This is a genomic window from Rhizobium sp. BK212 (genome assembly GCF_014197475.1).
In the GTDB taxonomy this organism is placed as follows: domain Bacteria; phylum Pseudomonadota; class Alphaproteobacteria; order Rhizobiales; family Rhizobiaceae; genus Rhizobium; species Rhizobium anhuiense.
The window spans coordinates 855,226-869,433 of the sequence record NZ_JACIFS010000001.1 but is presented as its reverse complement, the minus strand read 5'-3'; the positions used below and the strand labels follow the sequence as shown (position 1 = coordinate 869,433).

At 61.2% G+C, this 14,208-nt stretch carries 15 protein-coding genes; 14 read left to right on the top strand and 1 reads right to left on the bottom strand.

Annotation, left to right across the window (positions count from 1 at the left end):
• Positions 1–197 precede the first annotated feature (197 nt).
• From FHT79_RS04155 to FHT79_RS04135, 5 genes are all read left to right on the top strand, one after another.
• Positions 198–905, top strand: a complete 708-nt coding sequence (locus FHT79_RS04155) for a 3-oxoacid CoA-transferase subunit A (protein WP_047612854.1) — start codon at positions 198–200, stop codon at positions 903–905.
• Complete coding sequence (locus tag FHT79_RS04150; protein ID WP_047612856.1) at positions 902–1,591, top strand: 3-oxoacid CoA-transferase subunit B; 690 nt, start codon at positions 902–904, stop codon at positions 1,589–1,591. Before FHT79_RS04155 ends, FHT79_RS04150 begins: the two co-directional genes overlap by 4 nt.
• 9 nt (positions 1,592–1,600) lie before the next feature.
• Positions 1,601–2,806 carry a 3-oxoadipyl-CoA thiolase gene (gene pcaF / locus FHT79_RS04145; RefSeq protein WP_183902984.1) on the top strand — a complete coding sequence of 402 codons (1,206 nt, stop codon included), beginning with the start codon at positions 1,601–1,603 and terminating at the stop codon, positions 2,804–2,806.
• Between the two features lie 86 nt (positions 2,807–2,892).
• The gene (locus FHT79_RS04140; protein WP_097543476.1) at positions 2,893–3,375 is read left to right on the top strand and encodes an N-acetyltransferase; all 483 of its coding nucleotides are present in this window, start codon (positions 2,893–2,895) and stop codon (positions 3,373–3,375) included.
• Between the two features lie 131 nt (positions 3,376–3,506).
• On the top strand, positions 3,507–4,721 hold the full coding sequence (locus FHT79_RS04135; RefSeq protein WP_097543475.1) for an MFS transporter: 1,215 nt from the start codon (positions 3,507–3,509) through the stop codon (positions 4,719–4,721).
• A 48-nt stretch (positions 4,722–4,769) separates the two neighbouring features.
• On the opposite strand, the gene FHT79_RS04130 is transcribed toward FHT79_RS04135, so the two are convergent.
• Entirely contained in the window at positions 4,770–5,477 is a 708-nt protein-coding gene (locus tag FHT79_RS04130) for a TetR/AcrR family transcriptional regulator (protein WP_052213310.1), read from the bottom strand.
• Positions 5,478–5,977: 500 nt separating this feature from the next.
• On the opposite strand from FHT79_RS04130, the gene FHT79_RS04125 reads away from it, so the two are divergent.
• The 9 genes from FHT79_RS04125 (at position 5,978) to FHT79_RS04085 (ending at position 14,194) form a co-directional block, all read left to right on the top strand.
• Positions 5,978–6,547 carry an amino acid ABC transporter permease gene (locus FHT79_RS04125; RefSeq protein WP_246713899.1) on the top strand — a complete coding sequence of 190 codons (570 nt, stop codon included), beginning with the start codon at positions 5,978–5,980 and terminating at the stop codon, positions 6,545–6,547.
• A gap of 5 nt (positions 6,548–6,552) precedes the next feature.
• The gene (locus FHT79_RS04120; RefSeq protein ID WP_183902983.1) at positions 6,553–7,242 is read left to right on the top strand and encodes an amino acid ABC transporter permease; all 690 of its coding nucleotides are present in this window, start codon (positions 6,553–6,555) and stop codon (positions 7,240–7,242) included.
• 2 nt (positions 7,243–7,244) lie between these two features.
• Positions 7,245–8,084, top strand: coding sequence for a transporter substrate-binding domain-containing protein (locus FHT79_RS04115; RefSeq protein ID WP_164735896.1), 840 nt, complete (start codon positions 7,245–7,247; stop codon positions 8,082–8,084).
• 31 nt (positions 8,085–8,115) lie between these two features.
• Complete coding sequence (locus FHT79_RS04110; RefSeq protein WP_280178056.1) at positions 8,116–8,877, top strand: amino acid ABC transporter ATP-binding protein; 762 nt, start codon at positions 8,116–8,118, stop codon at positions 8,875–8,877.
• 16 nt (positions 8,878–8,893) lie between these two features.
• Positions 8,894–9,700 carry a sugar phosphate isomerase/epimerase family protein gene (locus FHT79_RS04105; RefSeq protein WP_179867822.1) on the top strand — a complete coding sequence of 269 codons (807 nt, stop codon included), beginning with the start codon at positions 8,894–8,896 and terminating at the stop codon, positions 9,698–9,700.
• Positions 9,701–9,722: 22 nt separating this feature from the next.
• Positions 9,723–10,832, top strand: coding sequence for a Gfo/Idh/MocA family oxidoreductase (locus FHT79_RS04100; RefSeq protein ID WP_097543543.1), 1,110 nt, complete (start codon positions 9,723–9,725; stop codon positions 10,830–10,832).
• A 1-nt stretch (position 10,833) separates the two neighbouring features.
• Entirely contained in the window at positions 10,834–11,283 is a 450-nt protein-coding gene (gene aroQ, locus FHT79_RS04095; protein ID WP_028756371.1) for a type II 3-dehydroquinate dehydratase, read from the top strand.
• Positions 11,284–11,324: 41 nt separating this feature from the next.
• Complete coding sequence (locus FHT79_RS04090) at positions 11,325–13,241, top strand: sugar phosphate isomerase/epimerase and 4-hydroxyphenylpyruvate domain-containing protein (RefSeq protein WP_097543473.1); 1,917 nt, start codon at positions 11,325–11,327, stop codon at positions 13,239–13,241.
• Between the two features lie 158 nt (positions 13,242–13,399).
• Positions 13,400–14,194, top strand: a complete 795-nt coding sequence (locus tag FHT79_RS04085) for an SDR family NAD(P)-dependent oxidoreductase (protein WP_018448491.1) — start codon at positions 13,400–13,402, stop codon at positions 14,192–14,194.
• Positions 14,195–14,208 lie beyond the last annotated feature (14 nt).

Sequence of the window (14,208 nt, the reverse complement as noted above, 5' to 3'; positions counted from 1 at the left end):
CGCTTCGGGCATTCGTCGCTGCAATCGATTCGCTGGATCGATTGCTCGGGCTGCGCCCGACCACTCCTTATTGTGCGATATACGAACAAATGTCAAATATCGCACAAATTTCTTGCCGTCCGGCCCGCTGCGCTTTATCCCTGACGCTCGAAGGACGGGAACCAGTTCCCGATCGCATAGCCAAGGAGAGATCCCGCATGGACAAGACAGTCGGGAGCACGGCGGAAGCCGTCTCTGAGATCGGTGACGGCGCGACCGTCATGATCGGTGGTTTCGGTGGCTCGGGCGCGCCGATCGAGCTCATTCATGCCCTGATCGACAAGGGCTCGAAGAACCTGACCGTGATCAACAACAATGCCGGCAACGGGCGCATCGGCATCGCCGCGATGATCGATGCCGGCTTGGTCCGGAAAATGATCTGTTCCTTTCCCCGGTCGTCGGATCCGCGCGCCTTCACGGATAAATATCTAGCCGGCGAGATCGAGCTCGAGCTGGTGCCGCAGGGAACGCTTGCCGAGCGCATCCGCGCCGGCGGGGCGGGCATCCCTGCTTTCTATACGCCGACGGCTTACGGCACCGAACTGGCCAACGGCAAGGTCATCGCCGAGTTCGATGGCCGCCACTATGTGCAGGAGCGCTGGCTGAAGGCCGACTTTGCGATCGTGAAGGCTGAAATCGGCGATATCCAGGGCAACCTCACCTACAACAAGGCCGGCCGCAACTTCAATCCGCTGATGTGCATGGCGGCGGAAAAGACGATCGTCCAGGTCTCGTCGATCGTGCCGGCCGGCGGCATCGATCCCGAACACGTGGTGACACCCGGCATCTTCGTCGACCGCGTTGTCGCCGTTCCCAATCCCCAACAGGAAGAAGAGCTCATTCGAGCCGGAGTGGCCTACGTATGACCATCGACACTCGTGAAGACATCAAGCTTTCCAACGCGCAGATCGCCTGGCGCGCCGCGCAGGACATTGCCGACGGCGCCTATGTCAACCTCGGCATCGGCTTTCCCGAAATGGTCGCCCGATATCAGCCGCCCGGCCGTCAGGCGATCTTCCACACGGAAAACGGCATCCTGAATTTCGGCGAGCCGCCGGCCGCAGGCGAAGAGGACTGGGACCTGATCAATGCCGGCAAGAAGGCGGTGACGCTGAAGCCGGGTGCCGCCTTCTTCCATCATGCCGACAGCTTCGCCATGGTGCGCGGCGGCCACCTCGACGTCGCGATCCTCGGCGCCTATCAGGTGGCTCAGAGCGGTGACCTCGCCAACTGGCGGGTGGGCAGCAAAGGCGTGCCGGCCGTCGGCGGCGCCATGGACCTGGTGCACGGCGCCAAGCAAGTCTGTGTCATCACCGAACACGTCACCAAGACGGGCGAGCCGAAGCTGGTGGAGAAGTGCACCTTCCCGCTGACCGGCGTTGCCTGCATCACCCGCGTCTATACGAGCCACGCCGTCATCGACATCGTCAAGGGACGCTTCGTCCTGCGCGAAAAGCTGGCCGCGATGTCGCAAGAGGAATTGCAGGCGATGACCGGCGCGCCGCTGCACGTCGAAGGACCGGTTGGCGACCTCGTCGTCCCGCAACTCTGAGGAAAAGCCATGACCGAAGCCTTTATCTGCGACTATGTCAGAACGCCGATCGGCCGCTTCGCCGGTTCGCTATCCCAAGTGCGCGCCGACGATCTCGGCGCCATTCCGCTGAAAGCGCTGATGCAACGAAATGCCGCCGTCGATTGGGAAGCCGTCGATGATGTGATCTTCGGCTGCGCCAACCAGGCGGGCGAGGATAATCGCAATGTCGCGCGCATGTCGGCGCTACTGGCCGGCCTGCCGATCTCAGTTCCGGGCACGACGATCAACCGGCTTTGCGGCTCCGGCATGGACGCGGTGATCACCGCAGCGCGGGCCATCCGCTCCGGCGAGGCCGAGCTGATGGTCGCCGGCGGCGTCGAAAGCATGTCGCGCGCGCCCTTCGTCATGCCAAAGGCCGAGACGGCCTTTTCCCGGGCCGCCGAAATCCACGACACGACGATCGGCTGGCGCTTCGTCAATCCGCTGATGAAGAAGCAATATGGCGTCGATTCCATGCCGGAGACCGGTGAGAACGTTGCCGAGGACTATCATGTCAGCCGTGAGGACCAGGATGCCTTCGCGGTGCGAAGCCAGGCGAAGGCGGCGGCCGCCCAGGCGAACGGACGGCTGGCGAAGGAAATCACCCCGGTGATCATTCCGCAGCGTAAGGGGGATCCCGTCATCGTCGAAAAAGACGAACATCCGCGGGCGACGACGATCGAGACGCTGGCGAAACTCGCCACGCCTTTCAAGAAGGAGGGCGGCACGGTGACGGCCGGCAATGCCTCCGGCGTCAATGACGGGGCGGCGGCGCTGATCGTCGCTTCGGAAGCGGCGGCCCGGAAATATGGCCTGACGCCGATCGCCCGCATTCTCGGTGGTGCTGCCGCCGCCGTTCCGCCAAGGGTGATGGGTGTCGGGCCGATCCCGGCCTCACGCAAGCTGATGGCGCGGCTCGGCATGACCGCCGAACAGTTCGACGTGATCGAACTCAACGAGGCCTTCGCCAGCCAGGGGCTGGCAGTGTTGCGCGCGCTCGGCATTGCCGATGATGATGCGCGGGTGAACCGCAATGGCGGCGCGATTGCGCTCGGCCATCCGCTTGGCATGTCGGGTGCACGCATCACCGGCACGGCGGCGCTGGAGCTTCATGATACCGGCGGAAAATATTCGCTGTCGACCATGTGCATCGGCGTCGGGCAGGGCATCGCTATCGCGCTCGAAAGGGTTTGATGTCGCTCGAAAGGGAGGCGCTTCCGGCATTTGCCGGAGGCCGCCCACCCGTTGCAAGCCATATCAGGCTTCTGTAGACATCGGGCATGCTGATCCGCCCCGCAGATAAGAACGATCAAGACGCGATCTGGAGGATCATCGGTCCGACGATCCGCGCCGGCGAAACCTATGCGCTCGATCGTGATCTCTCTGAAGCCGATGCGCTCGCCTATTGGATGGGACCGGACCGCGAGACTTTCGTCGCGGAAGAGGATGGTGTGATCCTCGGCACCTATTACATCAAGGCCAATCAGGCCGGCGGCGGCCGGCATGTCTGCAACTGCGGTTACATGACCGACGCCGCCGCGAGCGGCAGTGGCGTCGCTCGCCGGATGCATGACCATTCCCTGCAGCATGCCCGCGCCAGGGGCTTTCGGGCGATGCAGTTCAATTTCGTCGTCTGCAGCAATGAACGCGCCGTCGCGCTGTGGCAATCGCTCGGTTTCGAAATCGTCGGTCGTCTTCCCGGTGTGTTTCTTCATCCGACGCAGGGCTATGTCGATGCATTGGTGATGTTTCGTACTCTCTAAGTGCGACGAAAAAGATGTGAGCGCGCTGTCGAAATCGCAGCGGTTCAAACGTCTTTGGATTGCAGGCGCGGAGTGCGGTAGGCTTGCCGCATGCGTCGCGATCACTCTGTCGGCAAGGAGGTTATGAAGCCATGAGTGTTTCCTATCGTTGGGTCATCGTCGCTGCGGGCGCATTGATGACCTGCGTTGCGCTTGGCGCGATGTTTTCGCTGGCGATTTTCCAGGGGCCGATCGCAACGGCGACCGGCTGGTCGCATGTCGGCATCGCCAGCGCGATGACGCTGAATTTCATCGTCATGGGCTTCGGCGGCTTCTTCTGGGGCGCGGCAAGCGACCGCTTCGGCCCGCGCGTCGTCGTGATGATCGGGTCGGTGCTGCTCGGCCTGGCGCTTGTGCTGGCGAGCCGGGCCGAGACGCTGCTGCAGTTCCAACTGACCTACGGCATCCTCGTCGGGCTCGCCGCCAGCACCTTCTTCGCGCCGATGATCGCGGCGACGACGGCGTGGTTCGACGAAAACCGCGGCCTTGCGGTGTCGCTCGTCTCCGCCGGCATGGGCGTTGCGCCGATGACGATCTCGCCCTTCGCGCGTTGGCTGATCTCGGCCTATGAATGGCGGCCCGCCATGCTGATGATCGGTATCGGCGCCTGGCTGCTGTTGGTGCCGGCCGCTCTGCTGGTCAGGCGTCCACCGGCCGAAACCGCTGAAACCGGAACCGAGTTCGCAGCCGACGGCGCCAGGCCCCCGCTGTCGAAAGTCTTTCGGTCGCCGCAATTCATCGTGCTCGGCCTGACCTTCTTTGCCTGCTGCGCGGCACATTCCGGACCGATCTTCCATATGGTGAATTATGCGACGATCTGCGGCGTCGCACCGATGGCAGCCGTCAGCATCTACAGCGTCGAAGGTCTGGCCGGACTGGGTGGTCGGCTGCTCTATGGCAGCCTTGCCGATAGGATAGGGGTAAAGCCGGTGCTGGTCGCCGGCCTGCTGGTGCAGGCGGCCGCACTCGCGACCTATCTCTTGGTCAGCCGGCTCGGCGAATTCTATGCGCTCGCCATCATTTTCGGCAGCGCCTATGGCGGTGTGATGCCGCTTTATGCGGTGCTGGCGCGGGAATATTTCGGGCCGCGCATTATCGGCACGGTCTTTGGTGCGGCGACGATGCTCTCCAGCCTCGGCATGGCCTTCGGCCCTCTCGTCGGAGGCTGGATCTTCGACACCTTCGCCAATTATTCCTGGCTGTTCATCGGCTCCGCAATGGTCGGTCTGGGGGCGGCGGCGATCGCCCTCGCATTCCCGCCACTCGCCCGCCAAAAACCGCAGCCGGCCTTTGGCGTGGCTCCATGAGACGACGCCGGGCTGTTCTGTGGTGCGGCGGTTGCGAAGGACCGATCTTTACGAGAAATCCGAAACGAAGCCTTCCATCGTCGTGTTCAGCCGCCCAAGGATCGTCAGCAGGATCTGCTGCTTGCGGGCTCGCCGCGCTGCCGCCGATGTCATATCGACATCGAAGATCGCCGAGAAGGTGGCACGGTTTGAAACATTGAAGAAGCAGAGACCGCTCAGCGTCATATGGATCTCTATTGGCGTAACGGCCTGATGGAATAGTTCCTTTTGGTATCCGAGACGCAGGCATTGATCGATGCGTTGCAGGATCGGCCGGTGCAATTCGCCGATCAGGGATGAGGCCGGCAGGTATTTTGCGTCGTTGAGATTCTCGCTCATGATCAATTTGACGAACGTCGGATGATCGAAGTGAAAGTCGAAGCAGAAGTCCACGAGGTTCTTTAGCGACTGGCGTGGATCTTCCTCACCGAGGTCTACCTTCGCTTCCGCGACGCGGATGCGCGCATAGGCGTTTTCGAGCACGGCGACGTAGAGCTTCGCCTTCGAGTTGAAGTAGTAATAGATCATCCGCTTGCTGCGGCGGGTCTTCTGGGCAATGCTGTCGATTGTCGTGCCGGCGTAGCCATGCCGGGCGAACTCACCCTCGGCCGCTTCGAGGATGTCTGCGCGGGTCTGATCGGGATCATTCGTCCGCTGCTGACGCTGATATTTTTGCGTCGCCTGCGACTTGCCGGGTTTAACCGCACTCTCAGCCATGGTTCCTCGCTGACCAGCCAATGCAATCGCCCTTATCGCGGCCTTTGCCTCGCTTTGCAAGCATGGCCGCCCTCGAACATTCCAAAAACCGACAGTTGAGCCGATCCCCACGTGAGATGGCTTTTACTTGCATAGCGAGGAATGAATTTTGAACCATTGCGAACAATTTTTTGAGGCTGGCATCGGTGAATATTCAAGAAAAAATGTCAGATTGAATCTTCAAAGTAGATCAGGTTGTTATGCTAAATTATTGAAAGAAAACGAAATATTTCAGATTTGCATTAATCCTCCCAGGGAGTTGACAGATATTTCGTCATCTGGCTACTTATGTACGTAAGCGAACATTTTTCGTGTGAGGGCCGGGGACGGAGAAGGCGCTTGCAGCGACGGGAGGAGCTCACCGTGAGCTATCAATTTGATTTAGCGTTATTTTTGCCGCCTGGCCCCGGCTTCTCTATGGGTGCTGGCTGACGCTTGCCATTTCGACCAAGGCGATGGCGATGGGCTTTGCCATCGGCCTTCTCTGCGTGGCCTTGCGCCGGACCGGGATCGGGCCGTTCGTCTGGCTGGTGAAGTGTTTCATCGAGATCATCCGCAACACTCCCTTTCCGGTTCAGGCCTTCTTCATCTATCTCGGCCTGCCGTCGATCGGGATCAGGCTCGCGCCAGATACCGCCGCCATCGTCGCGCTTGGTCTCAACGGCGGCGCCTATGCCGCCGAGATCATCCGTGGCGGGGTGGAATCGATCCAGAAGGGCCAGGTCGAGGCAGGCCGCGCGCTCGGCCTCAGCGGCATCCAGGTGTTCCGCTATATCATCCTGCGGCCGGCGCTGCGCGTCAGCTTTCCTGCACTCGCAAGCCAGTTCATTCTGTTGATGCTGACCTCCAGCGTTGTCGCCTCGATATCGGCGATGGAGCTAGCCAGCATTGGCCAGCAGCTGGAATCGACGACCTTTCGCAGTTTCGAGGTCTACCTGACCCTGACCGGTCTCTACCTCGGAATGTCCGCCATGCTCACGGGGCTTTTCTCCCTGATCGAGCGCGGCCTTCTCTCCTATCCGACGCGGTGACGGCGATGGTTCAGACACTCGGCCTCAATCAGATCGTCATCCTGCTCGAAGCGTTCCGCTGGACGATCCTGCTCGCGGCGATCGCCTTCGTCTGCGGTGCCGGTGGAGGGCTCTGCATCGCCCTGATCCGCACGGCGCCGTTCCAGGCGCTGCGAGCCATGGCGACCGCATTCATCATCGTCTTTCAGGGCACGCCGCTGTTGATGCAGCTCTTCGTCATCTATTACGGCCTGCCGCTGATCGGCATCACGGTCAACGCCTGGGTCGCCGTTGCCGCCGGCCTCACGCTGCATGCGAGCGCCTATCTCGGCGAGATCTGGCGCAGCACAATCATGGCGCTGCCGAAGGGGCAGGAAGAAGCGGCCAAGGCGCTCGGCCTCGGATACCGGACCCGTATCGTCGACGTCATCCTGCCGCAGGCGCTGCGGATTTCGCTGCCAAGCACCGTCGGTTTCCTGGTGCAACTGGTCAAGGGTACGTCGCTTGCTGCCATTATCGGCTTCACCGAGCTGACGCGGGCCGGGCAGATCGTCTCCAACGCGACCTATCAACCGCTCATCGTCTTCGGCCTCGTCGGCGCGCTCTACTTCGCGCTCTGCTGGCCGCTCGCACTTCAGTTTCCAACTGGAAAAACGCTTTGCGAGCGCCCGCTAGCGCGCGCAGGGAATAACGCTAAGGGCAAGGAGGAAGCCTAATGATGAAGAATACCAATATGTTGAGGAAGGCCTGGGGGGCAGTCGGCGCGATCGGTTTTGGCCTTGTCGTCGCATTCGGCGCCGGCAAGGCCGATGCGCAGAGCTTTGCGGAGCTGAAGGCCAGCGGCAAGATCGTGATCGGTATCCAGGGCGAGAATCCACCATGGGGGTTCGTCGACGAAAACAATCAGAGCGCCGGCTTCGATGCCGATTTCGCCAAGCTTCTCGGTGAGGAAATCGGCGTGCCGGTCGAGTTCAACCGCGTTGCCGTCGCCAATCGTATCCCGACCTTGATGACCAACAAAGTCGATGCACTGATTGCAGTGATGGGCATGTATCCCGACCGCGCCAAGGTGGTGCAGTTTACCAAGCCCTATTCGGCGATCGACATCATGCTGCTCGCCAAGCCGGAGACAAATATCAAGGCGCCGGCCGATCTCAAGGGCCTGCGAATTGCCGTTGCGCGCTCCTCGGCACAGGATACGCAGGTGACGCAGAACGCTCCGGAAGGCGCGACGATCCAGCGTTTCGATGACGATGCTACCGCCATCCAGGCCTTCCTTTCCGGTCAGGTCGACGCGCTCGGCGCCAACAACACCTATTTCCTCAGCATCGCCAAGATCGCGCCGGACTTCAAATTCGAAAAGAAACTGCAGTTCAACCGCCAATATAACGGCATCTCCGTGCGTCCCGGTCAAAAGCAGTTTGTCGAGGAGCTGAACGCCTTCATCGACAAGGCGCGCGCCGACGGCCGCCTCGAGAAGATCTACCAGAAATGGCTTGGCCAGGACGCGCCCGACTTCCCGGACTCGCTGCCTAATATCCCCTTCACCGTTCAATAACAAAGCAGATGAGGAAGACGCCGTGAATGCGATGGTGACAATTGCGGACAATGCCGCTGTCGATCCGATGATCGTCATGGAAGCCGTGGACAAATATTACGGCGCCTTCCACGCTCTCAAGAGCATCAACCTGACGGTGAAGCAGGGGGAGAAGGTCGTTCTCTGCGGGCCTTCCGGCTCGGGGAAATCGACCCTCATCCGCTGCATCAACTATCTCGAGAATTTCGCCAGCGGCCGGGTCGTGGTCGACGGTATCGAGTTGAAGACAGGCGCCTCGATCGACGCCATCCGTCGTGAGGTTGGCATGGTCTTCCAGCAGTTCAATCTCTTCCCGCATATGACGGTTCTGAGAAACTGCATGCTTGCACCGATGAAGGTGCGCGGAATGAAGGCAGCACAGGCGGAAGAAGTTGCGCGAGCCTATCTGGAGCGCGTGCGCATCTCCGATCAGATGCACAAATATCCGGCGCAGCTTTCCGGCGGTCAGCAGCAGCGTGTGGCGATTGCCCGCGCGCTCTGCATGGATCCAAAGGTGATGCTCTTCGATGAGCCGACCTCGGCGCTCGATCCCGAGATGGTCAAGGAAGTGCTCGACACAATGGTCTCGCTCGCCGGCGAAGGGCGAACGATGATCTGCGTGACCCATGAGATGGGTTTTGCCCGCGCCGTGGCCGATCGTGTGATCTTCATGGCGAATGGCGAGATCATCGAGGAGGCGTCGCCCGAGGAATTCTTCACCGCGCCCCGGAACGAGCGCACGCGCGCTTTTCTCGGACAGATTCTCGGGCACTGAGAGCGGGACGAGAATAATGCCACTCGATTACGGTGTTCATACGTTCGGCTTCGTCTGGAACGCGACGGCGGCCGAGGCCATCGCCAGGCTGGCGGATCAGGGTTTTAGGAAATTCCAGCTGCTTGCCAGTGATCCGCATTTCAATATCCGTGATCACGGTTCGACGGACTGGATCGCGCTCAGGAACGGCATCGCCGCTGCTGGCGGAAAGCTGGTCGCGCTCGACCTGCCGGTTGGCGACTATAATCTCGCCAGCCCTATGCCCGATGTGACCGAGTTTGCTGTCGGCGCCTATGGCAGAGCAATCGAAGCGGCCGCCTTTCTCGGCAGCCGCTATGTCACGGTGAGTTCAGGGCGTAAACACGCGCTCATCGCCGCGACACCGGGCGTGCTGGAAGATATCGTCGCTGACTGCCTCGTCCGGCTGGCGGACCACGCCGCCGCCTGCGGAATCCGACTTCTCTTCGAAAACCACCCGATCGGTGTCTTCCCGGATGCGGCCTCGATCCGATCGATGCTCGACCGCTGCGGCCGGGACAATATCGACGTCGTCTATGACGTCGCCAATGCCCGGGCGATCGGCGAGGATCCGTCCGCCGGCCTGGAAATGTTGAAGGACAGGGTTCGCGTCATCCACCTCTCGGATGCCGACGACGGCAAATGGCAGCACGCGCCGATCGGCTCGGGACAGATCGACTTCCGGCCGATCCTGAAGACCATCGAAGATCGTCGCTTCGACGGCGACGTGGTCATCGAAATCATCTCGGAAAATCCATTGGCGGATGCGGTTGCTTCTCGCACCCGCCTGCAAACCCTCTTGTGACTGGAACGGAATGGTTGAAAGCATGGCAAATATCTCCATCGGCGTCATCGGCGCAGGCCTGATCGGCCGCAAACACATCAAGAAGATCATCGATCATCCCGATTTCGACCTTGCCGGTATCGCTGACGTCAACCGCGACAGCATCTCGGCGCAATATCCGGGTATTTCGGTCTTCAAGGATTACAAGTCGCTGCTCGATGAAGCACGGCCGCAGGCCGTCATCATTGCCTCGCCCAACCAGAGCCATGCCGAAATCGGTATCGAATGCGCGCGCCTCGGGATCGATATGCTGATCGAAAAGCCGGTGACCGATACGCTCGAAAGCGCCGCCGATCTGCTCCTGGAAGTGCGCGCAAACAATGTCCGGACGCTCGTCGGTCATCATCGCCGCCATCATGACCAGGTCAAGACGCTGAGACGCTTGCTGCGTGAAGGGTTGATTGGCAATCTTGTCGGCGTCTCCGCCATCTGGGCGGCCTACAAGCCGGATGAGTATTTCCGCATCGCCCCCTGGCGCACGCAGCCGGGTGGCGGACCGATCCTGATCAACCTCATTCACGAGATCGATTTCCTGCGTTACACGGCAGGCGAGATCCTTGGTGTCAGCGCCATCTCCTCAAACCGGCAGCGGCAGTTCCCGGTTGAAGATACCACCGGCGCCTTGCTTCAATTCGATAGCGGCTGCATCGGCACCTTCTTTGCGAGCGACAGCGCGGTTTCCCCCTGGACGACGGAGCAGGGGGCCGGCGAAGCAGTCGAGTTTCCGTTCAGCGGAGAGAGCAACTATCGCTTCGTCGGCAGCCGTGGTTCTCTGGAATTTCCGACCCTGGTCCATTGGGCGCAGGCAGAGGGTAACCAGAACTGGAACGAGCCGATCCGGTCCCAGCGGCTGCTTGCAAGCTTCATCGATCCCTACCACGCCCAGCTCGACCATTTCCGCGATGTCGTCCGCGGCGAGGCGGAGTCGCTGCTCACCGTTGAGGATGGCGCCCGTACGCTGATCGCGACGCTTGCCGTGGCGGAGGCTGCCGCATCGGGAAGCCGGATCGATCTCCACGATCGTTACGAGGCGCTCGCAGCCGGAAAATTCTCACCGACATTGCAAGCTACAAATCCAAGGAAAGCATTCTGACATGAAGCCGATCTTCGTTCTCAACGGTTCCAACCTCAATCTGCTTGGCCAGCGCGAGCCGCATATCTACGGCAGCACGACACTCGCCGACATCGAAACCATGTGCCATGCGAGCCCGGCGGGCCGAAAGCATGGTGTCGACTTCCGGCAATCCAACCACGAGGGCGAACTGATCGACTGGATCCACGAAGCCCGCCATGCGGCCGACGCGATCGTCATCAATGCCGGTGCCTATACCCATACCTCGCTCGCCATCCACGATGCGCTGAGGACCTTCGAAGGCCCGATCATCGAACTGCACATCACCAATGTGCATCGGCGCGAAAGCGTTCGCCACCACTCCTACATCTCCCTTGCTGCGACCGGCGTGATCTGCGGCCTCGGGCCGGATGGCTATGAGTTCGCACTCGAGGCGGCATCACGGCTCGTCGCCAAGACAAAGGCGGCATAGGGCGCTCCCATCCCGATCACTGTCGCGAAAGGACTCCTGCGATGAAGACATCGATAGCGACCGTTTCATTAGGCGGCGACCTGCGCGACAAGCTGGAGGCGATCGCCAGGGCCGGCTTCGACGGGGTGGAGATTTTCGAGAACGACTTTTTGATCTACGACGCCAGCCCCAAGGAGGTCGGCCGGATGGTGCGCGATCTCGGCATGGAGATCACGCTGTTTCAGCCGTTTCGCGATTTCGAAGGCATGCCGGAACCGCTGCGCAGCCGCACCTTCGACCGGGCAGAGCGCAAGTTCGACGTCATGCAGGAAATGGGCACCGATCTCGTGCTCGTCTGCTCGAACGTTTCGCCAGCGTCGCTCGGCGGTCTCGACCGGGCGGCTGCAGATTTTCATGAACTCGGCGAGCGGGCCGCCGGGCGCGGTCTGCGCGTCGGCTACGAGGCGCTCGCCTGGGGCCGCCACATCCATGATCACCGCGACGCTTGGGAGATCGTCCGGCGGGCCGATCATCCAAATATCGGCCTGGTCCTCGACAGCTTTCATACGCTGTCGCGCAAGATCGACGTCAACTCGATCCGCTCGATCCCGAAGGAGAAGATCTTCATGATCCAGCTTGCCGACGCGCCGCTGATCGACATGGATCTGCTCTATTGGAGCCGGCACTTCCGCAACATGCCCGGCGAAGGCGATCTGCCGGTGCTCGACTTCATGAAGGCTGTCGCCGCAACGGGGTATGACGGATATCTGTCGCTGGAGATCTTCAACGATCAATTCCGCGGCGGGTCTGCGAGCGCAATCGCCGTCGACGGCCGCCGCTCGTTGATCTATCTCGGCGACCAGGTCAAGCGGCAGCAGCCGCAGAGTGCGCTGCCGGTGCCTCCAATGCCGCCCCGCGCATTGGTCGAGGGCATCTCCTTCGTCGAGTTCACCGCCGCTGAAGACGAGGCGCCTGAGCTCGAGGCGCTGTTTGCAAGCCTCGGCTTTAGAAGAGCGGCCAGACACAAGAGCAAGCGCGTGACCGTCTTTCGCCAGGGCGCCATCAACCTCGTCGTCAATACCGAGCAGAAGGGCTTTGCCAGCGCCTCCTATTCCGTCCACGGCACCTCGGCCTATGCCGCCGGCCTGATGGTCGATGATGCAACGGCAGCGTTGCGACGCGCCGTTGCGCTCGGCGCCCAACGGTTCGAGCAATCGCTCGATGCCGGCGAAATCGAGGTGCCGGCGGTGCGTGGCGTCGGCGGCGGCATCCTCTATTTCCTCGACCGCAAGACCGAACTCGGTCGCATCTGGGAGATCGAATTCGACGCGATCGAGGACCATATCCCTCTTCAGCCGGCCGGGCTGCAGTCGATCGACCATATGGCGCAGACGATGAAATATGAGGAGCTTTTGACCTGGCTGTTGTTCTATACGTCGCTGATCGACGTGCAGAAGACGCCGATGGTCGATATCGTTGATCCCTCGGGCATCGTCAGGAGCCAGGTGGTCGAGAATGCGGAAGGCTCGCTGCGCATCACCATGAACGGCGCCGAGAACCGCAACACGCTGGCCGGCCGTTTCATCGCCGAAACCTTCGGCTCCGGCATCCAGCATCTGGCCTTCAGGACGGACGACATCTTTGCCACTGCAACAGCCCTTGCCGCAAACGGTTTCGTCTCGCTGGCGATTTCGCCGAACTATTATGACGATCTCGAAGCCCGCTTCGGCCTCGACGCCGAATTTGCCGAGCGCCTCAAGGCGGGCAACATCCTTTATGATCGCGATGAGCACGGCGAATATTTCCAGCTCTATAGCCCGACCTATGGCGAAGGCCTGTTCTTCGAGATCGTCGAGCGGCGCGGTTATCGTGGTTATGGTGCTGCCAACGCCATCTTCAGGATCGCGGCGCTGAGGAAACATCTGAGGCCGGCAGGCATGCCGACGGTCACGAAAAATCGCGGACATCAGACCGACTGATTTTCCCGGCGACCGAGCACATCGCCGCTCGTCAGCCTCGGCCTCTCACGCAAATCTCGCCCTTTCGTGCATTGCCCTTCGTCGATTTCCCCTAGATAAGACTTCTCCTATTCGTTTCATCACCTATGTCCTTGGTTTTTCGGGAGGCATTCGTCGCCATGGTCGAACTTGCGCAATCGCTCGCATCCATCAAGCTGCCGGACCTGTCCGGCAAAGCCGTGCTGATCACCGGCGCCTCGACCGGCATCGGCGCGGCACTCGCCCGTGCCTTCGCGGCTCAAGGAGCCAAGGTCGGCGTGCATTACAATGCCAGCCGCGAACCGGCGGAAAAACTTGCCGAGGAGATCCGTGCTGCCGGCGGCACCGTGCATCTGATCCAGGGCGACGTGTCGAGGGAGGGCGAGACCGAGCGTGTCGTCGAGGAGACGGCGAAGACCTTCGGTCATCTCGATGGGCTCATCAACAATGCCGGCGGCATGCTGGGGCGCAAGCCGACCTCGGAATATACCGACGCGCATTATGCCGCGGTCATGGACCTCAACGCCCGCTCGGTGCTGGCGGCAACGCGTGCAGCGCATCCCTGGCTGAAGAAGCAGGGAGGCTTCATCATCAACACCACCTCGATCGCCGCGCGCAATGGCGGCGGCAATGGTGCGATCCTCTATGCGGCGTCCAAAGGTTTCGTCTCGACGATCACCCGCGGCCATGCCAAGGAATTCGTCGCCGACAGGATCCGCGTCAATGCGGTGGCGCCGGGTGTCATCGCCACGCCCTTCCACGAACGTTATACCAATGACGAGCAGATGGAGCTGCAGCGCAAGTCGATCCCGATGGGCTTCGTCGGCACCTCCGAGGATTGCGTTGGAGCCTATCTCTTCCTCGCATCGCCGACGCTGTCTGGCTACATCACCGGACAGATTATCGAGGTCAACGGCGGACAGTTGATGCCTTAGTCTCCGCCTCCTCG

Coding starts and splice junctions, on each gene's coding strand:
- FHT79_RS04115 (WP_164735896.1), top strand. CDS start 7,245: ATGAAGAATACCAATATGTTGAGGAAGGCCTGGGGGGCAGTCGGCGCG.
- pcaF (WP_183902984.1), top strand. CDS start 1,601: ATGACCGAAGCCTTTATCTGCGACTATGTCAGAACGCCGATCGGCCGC.
- FHT79_RS04105 (WP_179867822.1), top strand. CDS start 8,894: ATGCCACTCGATTACGGTGTTCATACGTTCGGCTTCGTCTGGAACGCG.
- FHT79_RS04100 (WP_097543543.1), top strand. CDS start 9,723: ATGGCAAATATCTCCATCGGCGTCATCGGCGCAGGCCTGATCGGCCGC.
- FHT79_RS04120 (WP_183902983.1), top strand. CDS start 6,553: ATGGTTCAGACACTCGGCCTCAATCAGATCGTCATCCTGCTCGAAGCG.
- FHT79_RS04090 (WP_097543473.1), top strand. CDS start 11,325: ATGAAGACATCGATAGCGACCGTTTCATTAGGCGGCGACCTGCGCGAC.
- FHT79_RS04140 (WP_097543476.1), top strand. CDS start 2,893: ATGCTGATCCGCCCCGCAGATAAGAACGATCAAGACGCGATCTGGAGG.
- FHT79_RS04135 (WP_097543475.1), top strand. CDS start 3,507: ATGAGTGTTTCCTATCGTTGGGTCATCGTCGCTGCGGGCGCATTGATG.
- FHT79_RS04085 (WP_018448491.1), top strand. CDS start 13,400: ATGGTCGAACTTGCGCAATCGCTCGCATCCATCAAGCTGCCGGACCTG.
- FHT79_RS04150 (WP_047612856.1), top strand. CDS start 902: ATGACCATCGACACTCGTGAAGACATCAAGCTTTCCAACGCGCAGATC.
- aroQ (WP_028756371.1), top strand. CDS start 10,834: ATGAAGCCGATCTTCGTTCTCAACGGTTCCAACCTCAATCTGCTTGGC.
- FHT79_RS04130 (WP_052213310.1), bottom strand. CDS start 5,477: ATGGCTGAGAGTGCGGTTAAACCCGGCAAGTCGCAGGCGACGCAAAAA.
- FHT79_RS04125 (WP_246713899.1), top strand. CDS start 5,978: ATGGGCTTTGCCATCGGCCTTCTCTGCGTGGCCTTGCGCCGGACCGGG.
- FHT79_RS04110 (WP_280178056.1), top strand. CDS start 8,116: ATGGTGACAATTGCGGACAATGCCGCTGTCGATCCGATGATCGTCATG.
- FHT79_RS04155 (WP_047612854.1), top strand. CDS start 198: ATGGACAAGACAGTCGGGAGCACGGCGGAAGCCGTCTCTGAGATCGGT.